The sequence below is a fragment of the Streptomyces sp. NPDC046805 genome, from assembly GCF_040645355.1.
Classification (GTDB): Bacteria; Actinomycetota; Actinomycetes; order Streptomycetales; family Streptomycetaceae; genus Streptomyces.
The window spans coordinates 1-19603 of sequence record NZ_JBEYYC010000038.1; the positions used below are offsets into that span (position 1 = coordinate 1).

The 19603-nt window shown below is 71.9% G+C and carries 20 protein-coding genes; 9 read left to right on the forward strand and 11 right to left on the reverse strand.

What is annotated here, in order from left to right; genetic code table 11:
- Nucleotides 1-222: 222 nt before the first annotated feature.
- Nucleotides 223-705 carry a VOC family protein gene (locus tag ABZ910_RS31305; protein WP_361371693.1) on the forward strand — a complete coding sequence of 161 codons (483 nt, stop codon included), beginning with the start codon at nt 223-225 and terminating at the stop codon, nt 703-705.
- Between the two features lie 4 nt (nt 706-709).
- Here ABZ910_RS31305 and ABZ910_RS31310 read toward each other — a convergent pair whose 3' ends face one another.
- The 5 genes from ABZ910_RS31310 to ABZ910_RS31330 all read right to left on the reverse strand — a co-directional run bounded on the left by ABZ910_RS31310 (nt 710) and on the right by ABZ910_RS31330 (nt 6371).
- Nucleotides 710-1594: an aminoglycoside phosphotransferase family protein gene (locus ABZ910_RS31310; RefSeq protein WP_361371695.1), complete on the reverse strand. Its 885-nt coding sequence runs from the start codon at nt 1592-1594 to the stop codon at nt 710-712.
- 98 nt (nt 1595-1692) lie between these two features.
- The gene (locus tag ABZ910_RS31315) at nt 1693-2595 is read right to left on the reverse strand and encodes a geranyl diphosphate 2-C-methyltransferase (protein WP_361371698.1); all 903 of its coding nucleotides are present in this window, start codon (nt 2593-2595) and stop codon (nt 1693-1695) included.
- 29 nt (nt 2596-2624) lie between these two features.
- Entirely contained in the window at nt 2625-3680 is a 1056-nt protein-coding gene (locus ABZ910_RS31320; protein WP_361371701.1) for a family 2 encapsulin nanocompartment cargo protein terpene cyclase, read from the reverse strand.
- A 25-nt stretch (nt 3681-3705) separates the two neighbouring features.
- On the reverse strand, nt 3706-5142 hold the full coding sequence (locus tag ABZ910_RS31325) for a family 2B encapsulin nanocompartment shell protein (protein ID WP_361371704.1): 1437 nt from the start codon (nt 5140-5142) through the stop codon (nt 3706-3708).
- 221 nt (nt 5143-5363) lie between these two features.
- Entirely contained in the window at nt 5364-6371 is a 1008-nt protein-coding gene (locus tag ABZ910_RS31330; protein ID WP_361371831.1) for a zinc-binding alcohol dehydrogenase family protein, read from the reverse strand.
- 196 nt (nt 6372-6567) lie between these two features.
- On the opposite strand from ABZ910_RS31330, the gene ABZ910_RS31335 reads away from it, so the two are divergent.
- The 6 genes from ABZ910_RS31335 (at nt 6568) to ABZ910_RS31360 (ending at nt 11954) form a co-directional block, all read left to right on the forward strand.
- On the forward strand, nt 6568-7362 hold the full coding sequence (locus ABZ910_RS31335) for a VOC family protein (protein WP_361371707.1): 795 nt from the start codon (nt 6568-6570) through the stop codon (nt 7360-7362).
- Between the two features lie 33 nt (nt 7363-7395).
- Nucleotides 7396-8088, forward strand: a complete 693-nt coding sequence (locus tag ABZ910_RS31340) for a ribonuclease H (RefSeq protein WP_361371709.1) — start codon at nt 7396-7398, stop codon at nt 8086-8088.
- 126 nt (nt 8089-8214) lie between these two features.
- Nucleotides 8215-9711, forward strand: coding sequence for an MDR family MFS transporter (locus tag ABZ910_RS31345; RefSeq protein ID WP_361371712.1), 1497 nt, complete (start codon nt 8215-8217; stop codon nt 9709-9711).
- The gene (locus ABZ910_RS31350; RefSeq protein ID WP_361371714.1) at nt 9708-10328 is read left to right on the forward strand and encodes a TetR family transcriptional regulator; all 621 of its coding nucleotides are present in this window, start codon (nt 9708-9710) and stop codon (nt 10326-10328) included. Before ABZ910_RS31345 ends, ABZ910_RS31350 begins: the two co-directional genes overlap by 4 nt.
- A 73-nt stretch (nt 10329-10401) precedes the next feature.
- The gene (locus tag ABZ910_RS31355) at nt 10402-11385 is read left to right on the forward strand and encodes an aldo/keto reductase (RefSeq protein ID WP_361371717.1); all 984 of its coding nucleotides are present in this window, start codon (nt 10402-10404) and stop codon (nt 11383-11385) included.
- Between the two features lie 86 nt (nt 11386-11471).
- Entirely contained in the window at nt 11472-11954 is a 483-nt protein-coding gene (locus ABZ910_RS31360) for a DUF6328 family protein (RefSeq protein WP_361371720.1), read from the forward strand.
- 20 nt (nt 11955-11974) lie between these two features.
- Here ABZ910_RS31360 and ABZ910_RS31365 read toward each other — a convergent pair whose 3' ends face one another.
- The 4 genes from ABZ910_RS31365 to ABZ910_RS31380 form a co-directional block, all read right to left on the reverse strand.
- Nucleotides 11975-13534 carry a serine/threonine-protein kinase gene (locus ABZ910_RS31365; protein WP_361371723.1) on the reverse strand — a complete coding sequence of 520 codons (1560 nt, stop codon included), beginning with the start codon at nt 13532-13534 and terminating at the stop codon, nt 11975-11977.
- An 86-nt stretch (nt 13535-13620) separates the two neighbouring features.
- Nucleotides 13621-14580: a threonine/serine dehydratase gene (locus ABZ910_RS31370; RefSeq protein WP_361371726.1), complete on the reverse strand. Its 960-nt coding sequence runs from the start codon at nt 14578-14580 to the stop codon at nt 13621-13623.
- Between the two features lie 188 nt (nt 14581-14768).
- Nucleotides 14769-15986, reverse strand: coding sequence for a serine hydrolase domain-containing protein (locus ABZ910_RS31375; RefSeq protein ID WP_361371729.1), 1218 nt, complete (start codon nt 15984-15986; stop codon nt 14769-14771).
- A 214-nt stretch (nt 15987-16200) separates the two neighbouring features.
- Nucleotides 16201-16566 carry a hypothetical protein gene (locus tag ABZ910_RS31380; protein WP_361371732.1) on the reverse strand — a complete coding sequence of 122 codons (366 nt, stop codon included), beginning with the start codon at nt 16564-16566 and terminating at the stop codon, nt 16201-16203.
- A gap of 131 nt (nt 16567-16697) precedes the next feature.
- On the opposite strand from ABZ910_RS31380, the gene ABZ910_RS31385 reads away from it, so the two are divergent.
- Entirely contained in the window at nt 16698-16946 is a 249-nt protein-coding gene (locus ABZ910_RS31385; RefSeq protein ID WP_361371735.1) for a hypothetical protein, read from the forward strand.
- Nucleotides 16947-16987: 41 nt separating this feature from the next.
- Here ABZ910_RS31385 and ABZ910_RS31390 read toward each other — a convergent pair whose 3' ends face one another.
- A complete protein-coding gene (locus tag ABZ910_RS31390; protein ID WP_361371738.1) occupies nt 16988-17338 on the reverse strand; it encodes a UBP-type zinc finger domain-containing protein in 351 nt (116 codons plus the stop codon).
- A 160-nt stretch (nt 17339-17498) separates the two neighbouring features.
- Here ABZ910_RS31390 and ABZ910_RS31395 point away from each other — a divergent pair, with 160 nt between their 5' ends.
- Complete coding sequence (locus ABZ910_RS31395) at nt 17499-18371, forward strand: universal stress protein (protein WP_361371741.1); 873 nt, start codon at nt 17499-17501, stop codon at nt 18369-18371.
- Between the two features lie 11 nt (nt 18372-18382).
- On the opposite strand, the gene ABZ910_RS31400 is transcribed toward ABZ910_RS31395, so the two are convergent.
- Entirely contained in the window at nt 18383-19129 is a 747-nt protein-coding gene (locus ABZ910_RS31400) for an MBL fold metallo-hydrolase (protein ID WP_361371743.1), read from the reverse strand.
- Between the last annotated feature and the right edge of the window lie 474 nt (nt 19130-19603).

The following is a 19603-nucleotide window of genomic DNA, read 5'->3' on the forward strand; positions in this document are numbered from 1 at the left end:
GGGACCCCCATCGCGTCGACGCCCTCCTCCGCCTTGCAGCTGCACGCACCAGACCCCGCTCCCTGATCCGGCCTGATCCAAACGAAAGACCCTAGTTCCGGAGCGCGGCTCGCTCATTCGGATTAACCGGGCGTGCGACCGATGAGATACGCGGCGTGGACCAGTCGGTACAGATGCACAGACAAACCGCGTTCCATGCCCAGGAAGCCCCAGGAGGCGCTCATGACCACCGACGGATTCATCACGTGTCTCTGGTTCGACGGCCAGGCCGAGGAAGCCGCCCACTTCTACGTGTCGGTCTTCAAGAACTCCAGCGTGGGCCGGATCACCCGCCACAACGAGGCCACCCACGGATCGCCCGGTTCCGCGCTGACCGTCGAGTTCACGGCCAACGGCCAGAAGTTCGTCGCGCTCAACGGCGGCCCGCAGTTCACGTTCACCGAGGCCATCTCCTTCCAGATCCTCTGCGCGGACCAGGCGGAGGTCGACTACTACTGGACCAAGCTCACCGAGAACGGCGGCGAGCCCGGACCCTGCGGCTGGCTCAAGGACAAGTACGGCGTGTCCTGGCAGGTCGTCCCGGACCGGCTCCTTCGCCTGATCGCCGACTCGGACCCCCAGAAGGCGCTGCGCACCACCCAGGCCATGATGGCGATGCGCAAGCTCGACATCGCGGCACTGGAGGCGGCGCACGCGGGCGGGTGAGAGCTCACTCGGCCAGGATCGCGGCGATCACATGCCGTGAGTTCTCGGCCAGCGGCGGATTGGTCCGCCAGTAGTACGGCAGCTGGATGAGCGAGATCGACAGCGCCCAGCCCCGGCCGCGCGCCCACTCCGCGTCGTCGGCGCCCACGGCCTCCCGGAAGGTGTGCCTGGCCGGCGCGGGCAGCAGGTTCCAGGCCGGGATCAGGTCGACGGCGGGATCGCCCACGCCCACGGTGCCGAAGTCGATGACGGCGCCGAGGCGGCCCGCCGTGACCAGCACATTGCCGGGGGAGAGGTCGGCGTGGGCCCAGACGGGCGGGCCGGTGTGCTCCGGGGCGTGCAGGGCGTCCTCCCATAGGGCGGTGACCGCGGCTGTGTCGATCCGTCCGTCCAGCTGGGCGATGGCCTCGCGCGTCTCCGCGTCCCGGGTGGCGAGGGGGACGGCCCGGTGGCCCGGCGGCCCGCCGTGTGCGTCGATCCGGCGCAGGGCGCCGACGAACGAGCCCAGTTCCTTCGCGAGTTGCCCGGGTTCCCCGACGGCTCCGGCGACCGGATTGCGTCCGTCCAGCCACCGGTACACGGACCAGGGCCACGGGAAGCCCTCGCCGGGTTCGCCCCGCCCCAGCGGCTCGGGCGACGCCACCGGCAGCAGCGGCCCCAGCCGCGGCAGCCAGCGCTGTTCGTGGGCCACGTCCGCCACGGCGCCGGGATGGCGGGGGATCCGTACCACCAGGTCCGTGCCCAGGCGGAACATGGCGTTCTCGGTTCCGGAGGACTCCAGCCGCTTTACGGGCAGCGACCCCCACGCGGGGAACTGTCCGGCGATCAGCCCGCGGACGAGCGCGGCGTCGATCTCCACCTCGTCCGGGCGCATCTTCAGGGCACACATGCGGGCCATTGCAGCGGTCGACGTACCTGCTGTCGAGTGGATTTCACGGCGAGGGGGCGGTGCCGTAGTGGCACCGCCCCCGTCTCCACCGGCCGGGCTCAGACGCGGTCGGCCGCGATCAGCAGGTACTGGAAGCTGCCGTTGCGGTAGGCGGTGAGGAAGGTGTCCTCGATGCCCGTGACCAGGTGGTCGGCCTGCTTGCGCAACTCCCAGTACGGGACGGTGGCCTCGGTGAGGTCCTCCACGTGGACGGGCACCAGGCGGTTGCGGGCCATGGCCCGGAAGTACTCCGACCTGGGGTGGATGTCGCAGATGTAGTGCGCGTTGATGAGCGACACCTCGCGTGAGGCCTGCCCGTAGGTGTCGTTGTAGCAGCCGGTGATCACCACGTAGCGGCCGCCGCGGCGCAGCAGCCGGGCGTGCTCGGCGAACAGCAGGTCCAGTTCGACGTACATGGTGGACTCGTTGTTCCACGAGGCCGCGTACGCACCGGACTTGAAGCCCGTGTCGAGCATGTTGCGGTGGTGGTAGCGCACCTTGTCGCCGATGTCCCGTCCGCGTGCCGTCTCGTTGGCGAAGTCGGCCTGCTTGGCGGAGATCGTGACGCCGTCGGCATGGCAGCCGTACCGCAGGTTCGCCACCACGCTGCCGCCGCCGCGCCCGCAGCCGGCGTCGAAGACGCGGTCGGCGGGGGCGAGCGGGCCGAGGTGCGAGGCGAGCAACTCGGCCTGGGCGTGCTCCAGGCGGTGCAGTTCGGCGGTGACCCGCTCGCGGCGCAGGGCGGGATCGGGTTCGTCGAGCACCGACCAGTCGGCCTCTCCGACGCCGTAGTGGTGGTGGTAGAGGTCGTCGATCCTTCCGAGTTCGAGGTTGACCGGGTTCTCCTCGGCGTTCCAGTAGTCCGCGACGCGGTTCTGGTACGTGGACTGGGTCGGTACCGGTGCGGTCGTGGACCGAGCGGCGACGGGGGCGGTGGTCAACGGTGACTCCTCGTTGTGCATCTGACGGCTTTTCGGAGAAGCTGGGTCTTTCACCAGTAGTCGGGCAAGTGGTAGCGGTGGGTGTTGGAGGCGTGCCACTCGTGGTTGCCGGACACCCAGGCGGCGAGACCCCGGGCGTAGCGCTCGACGAGGGGCGAGGTGGCGGACAGGACGGCCGACTCCTCCTCGAAGGCCTCCATGATCCGGTTGTGGATCTCGACGGACTTCAGATAGGCGGCCTTCAGCCCGCACCGCTCGTCGGCGGCGACGACCTGCGGCAGATTGAGGTGCGTCGGGTCGCTCGCCAGCTCCTTGGTGAACGAGTACAGGTCGTTGACGATCGTGGTGGCGTTGCAGGCCAGGGCGGTGATCCGCTGGAGCTCGGGCCGGGCGTAGACCTGCTCGGGCAGTTCGTAGCCGTCCACGGCGTCGACGATCGACAGACACGGGCGGAAGTTGTTGAACTGCCGCATCACCAGGTACTCCCAGACCTTCGGCACGTACCCGGTCTCCGCCCAGGCGGCCTCGCCCAGATACCCCAGGTGCAGCCGGGCCATGTCGTGCACGAAGCGGTCGGTCTGGCTGGGCGTGGCGAAGGCGGCGAAGTCCTGCAACGCGCAGTGGTACGAGCGCACCGGGCCGTCCGCCCCCATGCCCTCGCGCCACTCCTCCTCCAGCTCCGCAACGCCGTGGTACGGGTCGAGCGCCGACTGGGCGATGACCAGTCGGCCGCCCAGGCCCCGGCGTGCCCCGCCCCGGCCCTCGTCCTCCTCGCAGTAGCAGGAGTCGACGACGTTCTCGGCCAGCAGCAGCTTCCCGGCGACGGTGAGGCGCTCCAGGTCGAGCGCGCCCGGATGCTGGAGCACCACGGCCCGGCCGAACTGGAATCCCGCGAAGTCCCCCTGCCAGGCGGCCGGGAACAGGTCGAGCTCGCGGGCCCACGCCTCGACCCTGAGGTCGACCTCGTGCACCTTCTCCGGGTCGGCGGGAACGGCGGGCCGGTACAGGAGCCCGGGGATCGCCCCGGTGCGCCGCCGCGGACGCAGGGAGCGGGCGAGGTTCGGCGGGCCGGGCAGTGTGTAGGACGGGGTGGGGGGTGCGCTCATGGGGTGCTCCGGTTGCTCCACAGCGTCAGTCGGCCGTCCGGCCGAGCTGGACGTTCTCGAGGATCCCCGCCGCGTCGGGGACCAGGATGGCCAGCGAGTAGTAGGCGGTGACGAGGTAGTTGACGATCGCGGCGGTGTCGATGCCCATGAAGCGCACGTTCAGCCCGGGCTGGTGCTCCTCCGGGATACCGGTCTGGTAGAGGCCGATGACACCCTGGTCGGCCTCTCCGGTGCGCAGCGCCAGGATGCTGCTGGTGTGGTCCCGGGTGATCGGGATCTTGCTGCACGGGTAGAGCGGGACGCCGCGCCAGGCGGGGATCTCGTGCCCGTCGACGGTCGCGGTGCCGGGCACCAGGCCGCGCTTGTTGCACTGCCGGAAGAACGCCGCGATCGCCTTCGGATGGGCCAGCAGCAGCCGGGTCTTGCGGCGCATGGCGAGCAGCTCGTCCAGGTCGTCCGGCGTGGGCGGTCCGGTGAACGTGCTGATGCGCTGGCCGTAGTCCACGTTGTGCAGCAGCCCGAACTCCCGGTTGTTCACCAGCTCCCACTCCTGGCGCTCACGGATCTCCTCGACGGTGAGCCGGAGTTGCTGCTCCGTCTGGTTCATCGGGTCGTTGTAGAGGTCGGCGACCCTGGTGTGCACCCGCAGCACGGTCTGGGTGAGCGACAACTCGTACTCGCGCGGGGCGAGTTCGTAGTCGACGAAGCCGCCCGGGAGCGTCTGCTCGCCCACATGGCCGGCCTGCACCGGGACGTCCGCCTCGCCCCTGCGGTTCATCGGCTTGCTCTGCCGCTCGACGTACGCCCGCAGATGCTCCGCGAGGGACGGCACCCGATCGGTCAACTCCTCGACCACGTCCCAGGGCAGCGCCAGCACGATGCCCGCCGTCTCCGCCCGCACCGAGGCCGGCCACAACGGGTCGGACTGCCCGACCGCCTCGTCGCCCATCTGGTCGCCGTCGGTGACGACCCCGATGACCTCCTCCTCGCCGTACTTGCCGGCGGCGAAGCGCGTGAACCGGCCGTGGACGACGAGGTACGCCTCCGTGACCGGCTGCCCGGCCTCGAACAGGATCTGCCCGGCGCGCACTTCACGGACCCGGAACCGGCCGGCGAGCTCCCGCAGCACCTCCGCGTCGGAGTAGCCGCGCAGCACCGTCAGCTCGGTCAGCGTCTCAGGGATGACCCGGATGTCGTCGGCGCCGTTCTGCTCGAAGTGCACCCGGCCGCGGCCGGTGCGCAGCGTCAGGCGCCGGTTGACCCGGTAGGTCCCGCCCTTGACGTCCACCCAGGGCAGCGTCTTCAGCAGCCATCGGGAGCTGATGGCCTGCATCTGCGGTTCGGACTTGGCGGTGGTGGCGAGCTGGCGTGCCGCGCGCGTGCCGAGACTGGTGAGCTGCCCGTCGGACAGGGGTGCGGGGTCGTCGACGGTGGAACCGGTGGCACTGTCCGGTGTGGACACATTCCCTCCCGGGAGGAGAACAGGGGTGACCGGATCGATCGGTGATGGACGAGGTGTGCGCTGGGACAAGCCAAACAGCCGTGACGAAAGCGGGGTACGGCGCGAAGGGGGCGGTTTCGCGCTCTAGGGGGACAAACCCGTGATCGGGAGGGGAGAGCGAGGCAGTGCGTGATCACGCGCTGGTCTTGTGCTCCCGCGCCCGCACTCCCGGGCGTTTGGGCTCAGGAAAGATCGTTGACCAGCACCGCCGCACCGTCGAAGCGGCCGGCCTTCAGGTCCTTCAGGGCCTGCGCCGCCTGCGACATCGGATACGTGTGCGTCGTCGCCCGCACGCCGTGCAGCGCGGCGAGCGCCAGAAACTCGCGGCCGTCCGCACGGGTGTTGGAGGTGACGCTGCGCAGTTCCTTCTCGTAGAAGAGGTCGGTCTCGTAGTGCAGCGGCGGCACGTCGCTCAGGTGGATACCCGCCACCGACAGGACCCCGCCCCGGTCCAGCGCCCGCAGCGCGACCGGCACCAGATCGCCGACCGGGGCGAACATGATCGCGCCGTCCAGCGGCTCCGGTGGCGCCTCGTACGCGTCGCGCGCCGAGGCCGCGCCCAGTTCGAGCGCAAGTTGCCGGGCGGCCTCGCCGCGCGTCAGGACGTGCACCGTGGCGCCCTCGGCGAGGGCGAGCTGCGCGCACAGGTGGGCGCTGCCCCCGAACCCGTACAGCCCGAGCCGGCCGCCCGTCGGCAGCGAGGTGCGCCGCAGCGCGCGGTAGCCGATGATGCCGGCGCACAGCAGCGGCGCCAGCGCCACGTCGTCCACGCCTTCCGGCAGCCGGTAGGCGAAGGCGGCCGGGACGGTCGTGTACTCCGCGTAGCCGCCGTCGGCGTCCCAGCCGGTGTACTGCGACGCCGGACACAGGTTCTCGGCACCGCGCACGCAGTAGGCGCAGGTGCCGTCGGTACGCCGCAACCAGGCAACGCCGACCCGGTCGCCCACCCTGAAGCCCTCGACGTCCGCCCCCGCCCCGGCGACCACGCCGACCACCTCGTGCCCGGGCGTGACCCCGCGTCGGTGCACCGGCAGATCTCCCTCGGTGACATGCAGATCGGTACGGCACACCCCGCACGCGAGCACATGCACCAACAGCTCGTCGGCCGCTGGCTCGGGCACCGGCCGCTCGACGAACCGGAGGGGGTCCTCCTCGACGGGACCGGGCTCGGTCACCGACCACGCCCCCATGGTCCCCGTCGCCCCGGCTCCGCCTGTCGCTGCCGCCATGGTTCTCCCGCATCCGCCCGTCCGGAGTCGGGCCTTTGATCTCGGGTTTCCGGTCTCCCCCTCCAGTGTCCGGGGTTTCGCGCGTTCGGCGCGCGGCTCGACGCCGGGATGACTAGCGTGATGTTTCGGAGAGTCCGTTCTCACGGAGGGCCGCACCATGGCCGTGCCACCTGAAGGAACCCCCTGCTGGGCCGATGCGATGTTCAGCGACGCCGAGGGAGCCAAGCGCTTCTACGGCGACGTCCTCGGCTGGACCTTCGGCAAGGCGTCCCCCGAGTACGGCAACTACACCCAGGCCTCCGCGGAGGGCAAGGCGGTCGCCGCCGTCGTACCGCCCATGCCCGGCCAGGAGGGCCCGGCGCAGTGGTGTCTGTACTTCTCGTCACCGGACGCCGCAGCCACCGCCGCCAAGATCCGTGAGAACGGCGGCGAGGTCCTCATGGAGCCGATGCAGGTCGGCGAGTTCGGCACCATGTGCCTGGCCCGTGAGCCCAGCGGCGCCGTGTTCGGCGTCTGGCAGGCCGGCACCCACGAGGGCTTCGAGACCACCGGGACACCCGGCGCGTACTGCTGGGCCGAGGTGTTCACCCGCGAGCCCGAGAAGGCCGACGCGTTCTTCTCCGCGGTCTTCCCGTACACGGCGAAGCAGATGGACGACGACGCGGTCGACTTCCGGATCTTCAACGTCGGGGACGACACGGTGCTCGGCCGGATGAAGATGACCGACGACTTCCCGCCCGAGGTGCCGTCGTACATCAACGTGTACTTCACCGTCGACGACTGCGACGAGGCGGTGGCCAAGGCGACCAAGGACGGCGCCGTCCTGCGGTACGGGCCTGTGACCACCCCCTTCGGCCGGTTCGCCGCGCTCACCGACCCGCAGGGCGCGAACTTCTCGGTGATCGACGTCACCACCACCGAGGGCGAGATGCCGACGACCACGGACGTCTGACCGGCCCGGCGGGACGGCCCTCCCGCGCATGGCATGATCGTGCGCATGGGTGAACGTGTGGTGGCCGCGTGCGACGGGGCTTCGAAGGGAAACCCCGGACCTGCGGGCTGGGCGTGGGTGGTGTCCGACGACGCGCGGACGCCGGCCCGCTGGGAGGCGGGGCCGCTCGGCAGGGCGACCAACAACGTCGCCGAACTGACGGCGCTGGAACGTCTGTTGGCGTCGACAGACCCCGGGGTTCCGCTGGAGATCCGGATGGACTCCCAGTACGCGATGAAGGCCGTCACCACCTGGCTGCCCGGCTGGAAGCGCAACGGCTGGAAGACCGCCGCCGGCAAGCCCGTCGCCAACCAGGAGCTCGTCGTGCGCATCGACGGGCTGCTCGACGGCCGCTCCGTGGAGTTCCGGTACGTCGCCGCCCACCAGGTCGACGGTGATCCGCTGAACGACTTCGCCGACCGCGCGGCCAGCCAGGCGGCCTCGGCCCAGGAGGCCGCGAGCAGCACGCTCGGCTCGCCCGAGCCGCCGCCCTCGCCCGACACCCCGGCGTCCGCCGCCCCGCGGCGCAAGGCGCCCCGCCGTCAGGCGAGCGGCTCGTCCGCCCGCACGATCAAGGCGAAGTTCCCCGGCCGCTGCGTGTGCGGCCGGTCCTACGCGGCCGGCGAGTCCATCGCCAAGAACGCACAGGGCTGGGGCCACCCGGAGTGCCGTACGGCCGAGGCCTGATCAGGCGGTCGTACTCGCGGTTTCGCGCGGTCGAACGAAGTCCAGGACGGGTGAATACCCGTTCACCCGGCTAAGGTGCACGGGTATTCACCCATGTTTTGCCTCGTGCGATCCGATGGAGTGCCGATGGACCAGCCCGCCCCGATATCCCGGCCCTCCGGCACGCCCGCCGGGGCGACGCGCGTGCGGGACCGGCTGGCCATTCCGGTGCTGGCGTCGGGCGGCATCCTCATGGCCGTCATGCAGACCGTGGTCGTACCACTGCTGCCGGACCTGCCGCGGCTGACCGGGGCCTCGGCGAGCGCGGTCTCCTGGATGGTCACCGCGACCCTGCTGGCCGGTGCCGTCCTCACTCCGGTGCTCGGCCGGGCCGGCGACATGTACGGCAAACGCCGGGTGCTGACGGCGGCGCTCGCGCTGATGACCGTGGGGTCGGTGATGTGCGCGCTGTCCTCCGACATCGGGGTGCTCATCGCGGCCCGCGCACTGCAGGGCGCCGCGGCCTCCGTCGTACCGCTGTCCATCAGCATCCTGCGGGACGAACTGCCGCCCGAGCGGCGCGGTTCGGCGGTGGCGCTGATGAGTTCCACGGTCGGCATCGGCGCGGCCCTCGGCCTGCCCCTCGCCGCGCTGGTCGTGCAGTACGCCGACTGGCACACCATGTTCTGGCTGACCAGTGCTCTTGGCGCGCTGGGCGTGACAGCGGTGTGGTGGGCGGTCAGGGAGTCGCCGGTGCGGGAGCCGGGCCGGTTCGACGTCCTCGGCACGCTCGGGCTGGCCGTCGGGCTGACCTGCCTGCTGCTGGGCGTGTCCCAGGGCGGGCAGTGGGGGTGGGGCAGCCCGCGGATCGTGGGACTGTTCCTCGGCGCCGTCGTCGTCCTGGCCCTGTGGGTGTGGTGGCAGCTGCGCGCGGAACGGCCGCTGGTCGATCTGCGCCTGGTGGCGCGGCCGCGGGTCGGCCTCTCCCATGTGGCGGCCCTGCTGACCGGGTTCGCCTTCTACGCCAACTCCCTGGTGACGGCCCAACTGGTGCAGGCGCCCAAGGCCACCGGGTACGGGCTCGGCCTGTCGATCGTCGCGACCGGCCTGTGTCTGCTGCCCGGCGGCGTCACCATGCTGCTGTTCTCGCCCGTCTCGGCCCGCATCTCCGCGGCCCGCGGGCCGCGGATCACCCTGGCGGTCGGGGCCGCCGTCATCGCCTGCGGCTACGTGGTGCGGATCGGCGACAGCCGGGACCTGTGGATGATCGTCCTGGGGGCGACGGTGGTCGCCATCGGCACCACGCTCGCCTACTCGGCGCTGCCCACCCTGATCCTGCGGGCCGTACCGGCCGCGCAGACGGCGTCCGCCAACGGCGTCAACGTCCTGATGCGCACCATCGGCCAGGCCACCTCCAGCGCGGCCGTCGCCGCCGTCCTCGTGCACCACAGCAGTCTGGTCGGCGGCGCCCCGGTGCCCACCCTGCACGGCTACCTGCTGGCGTTCGCGATGGCCGGCACCGTGGCCCTGGCCGCCTGCGCGGCCGCCCTGACCATCCCGGGTGACGCGACGCCCGCCGACGGCGCCCGAGGGACGCGCGGCACCGCCCGCGGAGCCAGGGACGAGGCGGTGAAGCGCGCATGAGCGCGGTGAGCGACCGGCCCGACGCCGAGGTGTCCGCGGAGCCCGCCGCGCCCGCCGCCATCCCCGCCCGCCGAGACGCCGAGGCGACCAAGGCGGCCATCCTCAAGGCGGCCCGCTATCTGCTGGCCCGGCACGCGCACGCCGACATCACCCTCAAGGCGGTCGCCGAACGCGCCGGAGTCAGCCCGCCGTTGATCCTGAAGTACTTCGGCAGCAAGGACGCGCTGTTCGCCCGTGTGATGTCCTTCGAGGCCGACGCGGCCGCCCTGTTGGACGCGCCCGTGCCGGAACTCGGCCGGCACATGGTGCGACACGTGCTGCAGAGCCAGCGCGAGCGGGGCACCGACCCGCTGCTGCGCATCGCGTTCGCGCCGCTGCACGGCGATCACGGCGACGTGCTGCGCGCGAACTTCCGCGCCGAGGTGACCGACCGCCTCGCCGACCGGCTCACCGGTCCCGACGCGGGACTGCGCGCCGAGCTCGCCGTCGCCACCCTCGTCGGCCTCGGCGTCATGTACGGCATCGCACGCGGCCCTCGGCTGCGCGCGGCCGAGGTCGACGACATCGTCGAGGGGTACGGAACGGTCGTCCAGGCGCAGTTGACGCCCGCACCCTGAGCCGCCGACCGGGCCCCGACCCGCACAGGCCCCGTCCGCACAGGTCATGCACGCCGGATGACAGACTGGCGGCATGGAAGAACGTGTAATCGGCAGGTCGGGTCAGCTGGCGTCGGTCGTCGGGCTCGGCACATGGCAGCTGGGCGCCGACTGGGGCGACGTGGAGGAGAAGGAGGCCCTCGCCGTGCTGGAGGCGGCGGCAGAGTCCGGCGTGACCTTCTTCGACACGGCCGACGTGTACGGCGACGGGCACAGCGAGCAGACCATCGCCGCCTTCCTGCGGGGCAGGCCGGATCTCGACGTGTTCGTGGCGACGAAAATGGGACGCCGGGTCGACCAGATCCCGGAGAACTACGTCCTCGACAACTTCCGCGCCTGGAACGACCGTTCCCGCCGCAACCTCGGCGTCGACCGCATCGACCTGGTCCAGCTGCACTGCCCGCCCACGCCCGTCTACTCCTCCGACGAGGTCTTCGACGCCCTGGACACCCTGGTCGAGGAGGAGCGCGTCGCGGCGTACGGCGTCAGCGTGGAGACCTGCGCCGAGGCGCTGACCGCGATCGCCCGGCCGAACGTGGCGAGCGTGCAGATCATCCTCAACCCGTTCCGCATGAAGCCCCTGCGCGAGGTGCTCCCGGCCGCCCGCGAGGCGGGCGTCGGCATCATCGCGCGCGTGCCGCTGGCGTCGGGGCTGCTGTCGGGCAAGTACACCAAGGACACGGTGTTCGCCGCCAACGACCACCGCACGTTCAACCGGCACGGCGAGGCCTTCGACCAGGGCGAGACGTTCTCCGGCGTCGACTACGAGACCGGTGTCGAGGCGGCCGCCGAGTTCGCCGCCCTGGCCCCCGAGGGCTTCACCCCGGCCCAGCTCGCCCTGCGCTGGATCACCGAGCAGCCCGGCGTGACCACCGTGATCCCCGGCGCCCGGAGTCCCGAGCAGGCCCGCGCCAACGCGGCCACCGCCACCCTGACGGAGCTGTCCGAGCGGACGCTGACGGCCGTCCGGGACCTCTACGACCGCCGGATCAAGGACCAGGTCGAGACCCGCTGGTAGGCAGGACGGCGCCAGGAGCGGCAGCCGCTGCCGCTCCTGGCGGCACCCTCCGTTTGAACGAACGGGCGGGGGGTTATCCGCACTGCATGACGGAGCCGGTGAGACGGACGGGGCGCGACGAGTCCGAGGAGGAGCGCGCCGACCGCATGTGGGGCGAGCTCATCCAGGAGGTCCGCGTCGCCCAGACCGGCGTCCAGATCCTGTTCGGCTTCCTGCTCACCGTCGTCTTCACCCCGAAGTACGACCACCTCGCCCACAGCGACCAGGTCATCTACATCGTGACCGTCGTCCTGGGCGCCTCCGCGACCGGGGCCCTCGTCGGCCCGGTGTCCCTGCACCGGCTGGTCTCCGGGCGGCGCGTGAAACCCCGTGCGGTGCGCCTGGCGTCCCGGATGACCTTCGTCGGCCTCATCCTGCTGCTCGCCACCATGACCGCCGCGCTCCTGCTGATCCTCCGGGTGGCCACCCACGCCGGCTACGTGCCCTGGCTGGTCGCGGCCGTGGTCGCCTGGTACCTGCTGTGCTGGTACCTGCTGCCGCTGTGGTTCCGGCGCCGCACCACGCGCTGAGCGCACAACGCGGTGCGCGCTCAGCGCGCCGGTTCGCGGAACGTCTGAAGCACGGTCTTCAGCACCAGCCTGCCGGCGGCGTCGTTCCACGCGTCGGCGGGGGTCGTGAAGCGCAGGGAGTAGCCGCGCTGCCCGCCGATGAGGAACCCGCGGCCGAAGGTGCGTACGCGGTCGTCCCCCGATCCCGAAACCCACGACATGTCGGCGGCCGCGTTCCCCTGGTACGTGGTCGCGCGGATGTCGCCGATGCGCCGGAAGCCGTCCAGCTGTTCCAGGTCCGGCTGGACGTCGTCCCGCCAGACGGCGACCGGGTCCGGGCCGACGCGTTCGCTGTAGGTGACCGCGAGGGCGCGTGCGTCGTCGCCGTCGGGCCCGAAGGTGACGCGGTAGGCGAGGCCGTCCGCGCGCGTGGCGCGCCGGTCCCAGCCGTCGGGGAGGGCGACGGAGAAGCCCTCCGGCGCGGTGTAGCGGCGGAAGCCGGCCGGCAGGCCCGAGGAGGACGGGGGCGGGGATGCGCTGCCGTCGGTGCCGTCGCCGGTCGGGGTGGCCGCCGCGGACGTGCGGGGCGGCGCGCCGGTCGCGGAGGTGCCGGGACGGGCCAGCATCTGGGTCGCGGCGAGCACCGCCAACGACACGGTGACGACGGCCAGCGCGGTCCCGGCGACCATGGTGCGCGTGCTCCAGTCCCGGCCGGTGCGCAGGGCGCCGGCGTAGGCGACGCGCAGCCGGGGCACGGGGCTGGTCCGCAGGCCCGCGGCGTCGTCCTCGGTGAGAATGCGGCCGAGCGCGTCACGGACCACCGGCCGGGTCAGCCGCTCCCTGGAGTTCTTGCGCAGCAGTCCCTGCACGGTCCGGGCCAGCGGTCCGGCGCGCAGCGGGGTGCGCAGCGGCAGCCGGTCCACGCCCTTCAGGGTCGTCTCGGGCCGGCCCCGGTCGCGGAACGGCGGCCGCCCCTCGACCAGCGTGTACAGGATCGCGCCCAGCGCCCAGAGGTCCGCGGACGGCCCGATGCGCTCGTCGCGGGCCTGCTCGGGCGAGGCGTACGACGGTGCGGTGATCCGGGGGGCGAGGGTGGCCCCGGCCAGCCCGAAGCCCGTGACCACGACCGGGCCCCGGTCGGGTACGAACACCTGGCCGGGGCTGAGTTCGCCGTGGGTGAGGCCCTCACCGTGGGCGGCCTCCAGCACGTCGAGCAGTTCCAGACCGATCCGGGCCACCCGCACATGGTTGAACGCGCCCTGCTGGGCGAGCAGTTCGCCCAGCGGCGTACCGTCGATCCAGTCGGCGACCGTCCACAGCGTGCCCGTCTCCTCGATCGCGTCGAGCACCGTGGCCACCCGGCCGGGCCGGAGCAGGCTCATGACCTCGGACGTGCGCAGGACGCGATCGGTGGTCCGGCGCGCGTTCTCGTCCGCCGCTCGCTCCGGCAGCACGATCCGGGTCACCAGGCGCGGCTGCTGCGTCTCGACGTCCTCGGCGTACCAGCAGATCCGGTTCACCTCGCGGCTCGCGACCTCGAGGAGCCGGTACCTTCCGGCGACCAACTCGTGTGCGGAGACGTGCGCCTTGGTCATGGCCATCCCTCGTCGAAACGCCTGTTTCTTCCTTCCAGGAAGTACGCGGGGCGCGACGCGGTGTGTTCAACGGATCGGCAACTCGGAGGCGATCAGTGCAGCCCGAACCGCTCCGTCCAGCCCATGATGTCCCGGGGTGTCGAGTTGCCCCCGCACACCACCAGCCCGATCCGGGCGCCGTCGCCCACCCGCTCCCGCACCTGCCGGGCCGCGGGCAGCAGACAGCCGGCGGCGGGCTCCGCCCACACCTTCGCGTGGTCGGCGAGGTCGAGGCAGCCGCGCACGGCCTCCCGGTCGGGGACCACGAGGACCTCCGTGACCAGGGCGGACACATGGTCGTACGTCAGCTGGGATACGGACGGCGCGCTCAGCGTGGTGACGATGGAGGACAGGGCGACCGGTACCGGGCCGCCCGCCGCCAGCGCCTCGGACATGGCCTGGGCGCCCTCCGTCTCCACGCCCCACACCCGGACGTCCGGGCGGCGGGCGCGCAACGCGGCCGCCACACCGGCGATCAGGCCTCCACCGCCGATGCTCACGATGACATCCGTCAACTCGTCGGCATCGTCGCAGAGTTCGAGACCCACGGTGCCCTGCGCGGCGACCAGGGCGGGGTCGTCGAACGGGTGGACCAGAGTCTGCCCCTCGTCCCGCAGCCGCGCCACGAGCTCGAAGGCGCTGTCCATGCCGTCGGTCAGCCGCAGCAGCGCCCCGGCCTCCTCCACGGCCTCGATGGAGCGCGCGGGCGCCGTACGCGGCATGACGACGGTCGCCTTCACATCGAGCGTGGCGGCCATCACGGCGACGGCCACCCCGTGGTTGCCGCCACTCATCGCCGCCACGCCCGCCGCCCGCTCGGCCTCGCTCAGCGACAGCAGTTTCGCCGTCGCGCCGCGCGCCTTGAACGAGCCGGTCCGCTGCAGGAGTTCGAGCTTCGCGGTGACCGGGACGCCGAGCAGCGCGGACAGACCGGGGCTCGGCACGGTCGGGGTGCGGACGACGTGGCCCGCGATGCGCTCCGCCGCGGCTTCGATGTCCTGGATGCCGATCAAGTCAGTTCACCCTTTCGGTGCGGGGCTGAGAACCGCACCGCCCGCACCCTGTCGCGCGGACACGGCACAGGTCAACACCATCTCTCCCGACACGCGGGAACCCATCAACTGCCCTTGCTTGGCCAGGACTTGAAGCGACGGTGAGGGGGGAGCCACCCCCCTCGTCGCCTGAGTTCGCCTACGGGGACTCAGCGCCGTACGACGCCCGGGGCGATGTCCTCGTTCCGCTCCACAGTGGCCGACCGACGGGTCTTGGCCTGCTTGCCGCAGAACGCCGAGTCCAGCGCGCGGGCCATGGTGTTGAGCACCGTGGCGTTGTTGGAGGTGGTGGCGACCGCGGTGAGGCTGCGCCGGCCGTCCTTCGTGGTGAACGCGTAGGTGTAGTAGCCCTGGACGGTGCCCGTGTGGCCGTACACCGAGACACCGCAGGACAGGTCGCGCCGGCGCAGCCCGAGACCGTACGCCGTCGTGCTGTTGACCTTCGTCCAGTGCTCCATCTCCGCCAGCCGCGCGGACGAGAGCAGCCGGCCGCCGAGCAGCGCGGAGTAGAACGCGTTCAGGTCCCGGGTGCTGGAGATGATGGCGCCCGCGCTCTGGGCCCAGGAGACCGTCTGCCGGGTCGCGTCGACCAGGGCGGCACCGGTCTTGTCGGGGGTCAGGTAGCCGCGGGCGTACCGGCCCGGCAGCTTGGTGTCGGGGTGCACGTAGAAGGTGTCGCCCAGCGCCAGCGGCTTGATGATGCGGTTCTCGTACGCGGTCCTCACGGAGTGGCCGGTGAGCTTCTCGATGAGCATCCCGGCGACGACGAAGTTGGTGTTGGAGTACGAGTAGGCGACACCGGGCGCGTTCGTGCGCGGTTTCTTGAGCGAGAGCTTCACCAACTGGCGGTAGGTGAAGACCTTGTTGCGCACCGCCTCGAAGCCCGACACGCTGTGGGCGAACATGTCGTTCGTGTAGTCGTACAGACCGCTGCGGTGGCTCAGGATGTGCCGCACGGTGATCCGGTCGTCCGGGAGCAGTCCCGGCAGATAGCGGTTGACCGGGTCGTCGAGGGTGAGCTTGTGCTCGTCGGCGAGCTGGAGCAGGACGACGGCCGAGAAACTCTTGGTGACGCTGCCGACGCGGAAGCGGTCGCCGGCGGTGATGGCCCGCCGGGTGCTTCGGTCGGCGACGCCCTGCCATGCCTTGTAGACGCTGCCGCGGTCGTCGATCCGCGCCATGGCGCCGGGCGCGCCCTGTGCCACCGCCGAGCGCAGCACGTCGCGCAGGCCCGCCTTGTCGGGCGCCGGCAGCGCCGCGGCCGTCGCGGTGTGCGCGGCCCCGGGCGCGGCCTGGGCCGGCACCGCGAGGAGCGACAGCGCGACCGCTCCGAGCACCGCGCTCCTGCCTACTGTTGTTGAGACCATCCGGTCCTCCCATCTCCGCTGTGTCCGACACAAGATCGGACACATTCAGGCGAGGCCACCTAAGCGCACACCGTCAGATCTCCATCGATGACACGCAGTTGACCGGCCCGCGACCACTCTGTGGCGCCAACGCACGGAGACGGATGACCTTGCGGGCAAGCGGAATGAACGGACGGCTCGGCAAGCCGGAAGGGTGATCGCTGTCGACGGGCCGTCAGATGCGGTCCGTCAGGTTCTCCGCGAACACCTGCGACAGGGGCTGCGGGCCCACGTACTGCTGGCAGTTGCACTGGGCGGCCTCGTAGCGCAGCGGCTTCTTGTGCTCGTCCCAGGCGGTGGGCACCTCGACACGCTCGTGGCAGCGGCCCTGCTTGTCGTGCTTGGCGAGGTGGTGCGTGCAGCCGCACACCGGCTCCGGCGGCTTGTTCGCCGTCTCCACGGCCAGCCGCTCCTGCCTCTCCGCCTCCAGCAACTGCAGCTTGCGCTCATGCCGATTGCGCAGCGCGGTGCGGACGTTGTCGGTCGCCCACGCGAAGCCGCCCGTCCAGAAGATGATGAGAACCCACCAGATCCAGTTCACCAGCCGCCCCTTCCCCCGTGTCCGGCTGCCGGTCAGCATAAGGCTCGTCCCGGGTTCTCCCCAGGCTCTACCCGAACGGGCGGTAAGTGCCAGGGCCGGGGGCTCGTCCTGCCCGCCTAGGATCCGTGGTCGTGGCAGACATTCCCGACGAACTGATCAAACTGGAGCACGCCGCCGAAGAGGAGCGCGCACGGCTCGCGGGCCTCACGGGTGACGCGTACGACGAGCAGTGGAGGGCCTGGCGCACGGCGGCCGAAGCGTTCCAGGCCGCGGTCACGCAGTACGCGGCACGCGCGGATGTGGGGATGTCCCGGCATGAGCTGGAGCAGGCGGTGAAGCAGGCCGTACGGCACGGGCAGGAGGACCCGGCCGTGGAGTGACCGGCCGGCGCGCCGCTCGCGCGGCCGGCCGAGGAGGCGGGTCAGCGCAGCGTCTCCGCCCAGTTCTCCGGCACCCGTCCCGCCGGGCCCGGGACGGGCTGGTCCGCCGGGTGGGCGGCCGGGGGAGCGAGCTCGGGTCCGGACGCGTACAGCTCGCCCGTGTCGTAGTCCCAGAACCAGCCCTCGCCCGGCTCGTAGCTGCGGATCACCGGGTGGCCGGTGGCCTTGTGGTGGGCGGTGGCGTGCTTGGAGGGCGAGTCGTCGCAGCAGCCGATGTGCCCGCACTGCGCGCATCGCCGCAGGTGGAACCACCAGCCGCCGGTCGCGTCGCACTCCACGCAGCCGCTGCCGCTCGGCGGGACGCTCTGATCGATCGCGGCGTCACTGCTCATGATGTCTCCTCGGGCGGGACGGGGGCGCCGTGGTGACCGCACCGGTACCTGCCCATCGTATGTTCGATCGGCCGGCTCCGCCCCGGTACGCGGCAGCGCGCACACCGGGTGAAGACTGGCCGTGGAAGCGGTGCGACGAACAGGCTGGGAGGCCCGAGGCATGACACGCCCGATCACGGCAGGGGTCGACGACACGGAGGAGAGCCGGGCCGCGCTCGCGTGGGCGGCCCGGGAGGCCGTACGCCGTGGGCTGCCCCTGCGTGTGGTGCACGCGTGGCGGTTCCAGCCGTACGAGGCGATCGGCGCGGCGGACCGGCGGACGCAGGAGGTCTGGGTACGGGACGCGGTGACGCGTGCCGTGCGCGCCGTCACCGAGCGGCATCCGGAGCCGGCGGTGTCCGTCGACGTGGTCGAGGGACATACCGTCGAGACGCTGGTCGCGGCCGCCGCGGAGGCCGCGATGCTGGTGCTCGGCTCGCGCGGCCACGGCCCCGTCGTCGGATTCCTGCTGGGCTCCGTCGGGCAGCAGGTGATCGCCGAGGCCGCGCGGCCCGTCGTCCTGGTGCGGGGCGGGGACCGGCCGTCGGCCGAAGCGGCCGGCCGGGAGGTGGTCGTGGGCCAGCAGGGCGGTCCGGAGGACAGCGCGGCGGCGCTGCGGTTCGCGTTCGAGACGGCGGCGGCCCGCGGAGCCACCGTCCGGGCCGTACGGGCGTGGAGCCTGCCGCCCGTCTTCGCCTACAGCCCGGGCTCGCTGCGGCTCCTGGACGAGGTCGGCGGCCTGGAACCGTACGAGAAGAAGGCGCTCGCCGAGGCACTGGCGCCGTGTCGGGAACGCTTCCCGGGTGTTCGCGTGGCCGAGCAGGTGGAGATGGGCAGCGCGGGGGAGGTGCTGCTGTCGGTGGCCGCGCGTGCCCAGCTCATGGTCGTCGGGCGCCGCGCGCACCGCACCGCGGTCGGCGCCCGCATCGGCTCGGTGGCGCACGGCGTGCTGCACCACGCGGAGTGCCCGGTGGCCGTGGTCCCGCACGACTGAGCGCCCTGCCGTCAGGCTGCCTGCTCCCGTGCTCGCTCGACGGCCTTCCGTACGGATCCGTGGTGGACGGGGCCGTGGCCCGGCAGCAGGGTGTCGCCGGCGAGCTGTTCGATCCGCCGCAGCGAGTCCAGCGCGCGGGCACGGTCGTGGTGGAACATGTCGGGCAGCAGCTGTGGCCCCTTGACGCGGGATGTGGCGTGGCCGCTGACCAGGGCGTCGCCGGAGATGACGATGCCCGCGTCGGGCAGGTGGTAGACGGCGTGGCCGTCCGTGTGACCGGGGGTGTGCACCGGGACGGGACGGCCCGGCAGATCGAGCGCGCCCTCGCCGGGGAACGCCTCGGGTGCGGCGACGGGATGCTGCTCGGTGCCCCCGGAGCGCACCACGTGTACCAGCCACGGTGCGACGCCCGGCCGCCACACGTTCCGCAGCACCTCCCCTACCGTCACCTGTTGCAGGAACTCCCGGCGCGCGTGCGGGACTTCGGCCTCGTGCAGATAGACCGGCGTGCCGTAGGTGTCGCGCAGGTACTCGGCCGAGCCGAGATGGTCGTTGTGCGCGTGGGTGATCAGTACGGCCGCGACCGCCTCCGGTGAACTCCCCACCGCCGCCAGGGAGTCGAGGAGCCCCTGCCGGTCCCCGGGATACCCGGTGTCCACCAGGGTCGCGGCGTCCCCGTCCTTGAGGATCACCCAGTTGGTGTGGCCGCCGTGCACCAGGTAGGTGTTGTCGGCGACTTGGCGTACATCTGCGCGCATGATCTCCCCGAGTTCTGAGCGTCCGGCCCCGTCGGGGACAGCCAACCAGATGTCCGGGCGTGGGTCGCGCAGGGCGCTTGCCGTTCGGCGATGCTGCTCGACTCCCAGGTGGAGGCCGCCGAGGCCATGCGGTCCAGGGTGTCGGCTCGATGGACAGCCTGGTCGACGGCAGCGAGCAGCTGCGTGATCAGGAGCTGGAGGCCCGTTGCACGGAACACCACTGGCCGCCGAGGCGGCCGCCGCAAGGAAACGCTTCAAGGAGACGGGCAGAGCCTCCGGCCGGCGCCTGTCCCTGGCACCACGTCTGATCACCGTCCACCGCACGGACGCCGAACCGCGAACGGTCGACCTGGGCATCGACGCCGGCGAACGCCCGTACGGCTCACTCTTCGGTAGCCGACCAGACCTCATCAACTACGGACTCGTCGGGTTCGGTCGACTCACCACCCCGGACGCATGGTTGTCCACCTGGTC

Coding starts and splice junctions, on each gene's coding strand:
- ABZ910_RS31305 (WP_361371693.1), top strand. CDS start 223: ATGACCACCGACGGATTCATCACGTGTCTCTGGTTCGACGGCCAGGCC.
- ABZ910_RS31310 (WP_361371695.1), bottom strand. CDS start 1,594: ATGTGTGCCCTGAAGATGCGCCCGGACGAGGTGGAGATCGACGCCGCG.
- ABZ910_RS31315 (WP_361371698.1), bottom strand. CDS start 2,595: ATGCACAACGAGGAGTCACCGTTGACCACCGCCCCCGTCGCCGCTCGG.
- ABZ910_RS31320 (WP_361371701.1), bottom strand. CDS start 3,680: ATGAGCGCACCCCCCACCCCGTCCTACACACTGCCCGGCCCGCCGAAC.
- ABZ910_RS31330 (WP_361371831.1), bottom strand. CDS start 6,371: ATGGGGGCGTGGTCGGTGACCGAGCCCGGTCCCGTCGAGGAGGACCCC.
- ABZ910_RS31335 (WP_361371707.1), top strand. CDS start 6,568: ATGGCCGTGCCACCTGAAGGAACCCCCTGCTGGGCCGATGCGATGTTC.
- ABZ910_RS31340 (WP_361371709.1), top strand. CDS start 7,396: ATGATCGTGCGCATGGGTGAACGTGTGGTGGCCGCGTGCGACGGGGCT.
- ABZ910_RS31345 (WP_361371712.1), top strand. CDS start 8,215: ATGGACCAGCCCGCCCCGATATCCCGGCCCTCCGGCACGCCCGCCGGG.
- ABZ910_RS31350 (WP_361371714.1), top strand. CDS start 9,708: ATGAGCGCGGTGAGCGACCGGCCCGACGCCGAGGTGTCCGCGGAGCCC.
- ABZ910_RS31355 (WP_361371717.1), top strand. CDS start 10,402: ATGGAAGAACGTGTAATCGGCAGGTCGGGTCAGCTGGCGTCGGTCGTC.
- ABZ910_RS31360 (WP_361371720.1), top strand. CDS start 11,472: ATGACGGAGCCGGTGAGACGGACGGGGCGCGACGAGTCCGAGGAGGAG.
- ABZ910_RS31365 (WP_361371723.1), bottom strand. CDS start 13,534: ATGGCCATGACCAAGGCGCACGTCTCCGCACACGAGTTGGTCGCCGGA.
- ABZ910_RS31375 (WP_361371729.1), bottom strand. CDS start 15,986: ATGGTCTCAACAACAGTAGGCAGGAGCGCGGTGCTCGGAGCGGTCGCG.
- ABZ910_RS31390 (WP_361371738.1), bottom strand. CDS start 17,338: ATGAGCAGTGACGCCGCGATCGATCAGAGCGTCCCGCCGAGCGGCAGC.
- ABZ910_RS31395 (WP_361371741.1), top strand. CDS start 17,499: ATGACACGCCCGATCACGGCAGGGGTCGACGACACGGAGGAGAGCCGG.
- ABZ910_RS31400 (WP_361371743.1), bottom strand. CDS start 19,129: ATGCGCGCAGATGTACGCCAAGTCGCCGACAACACCTACCTGGTGCAC.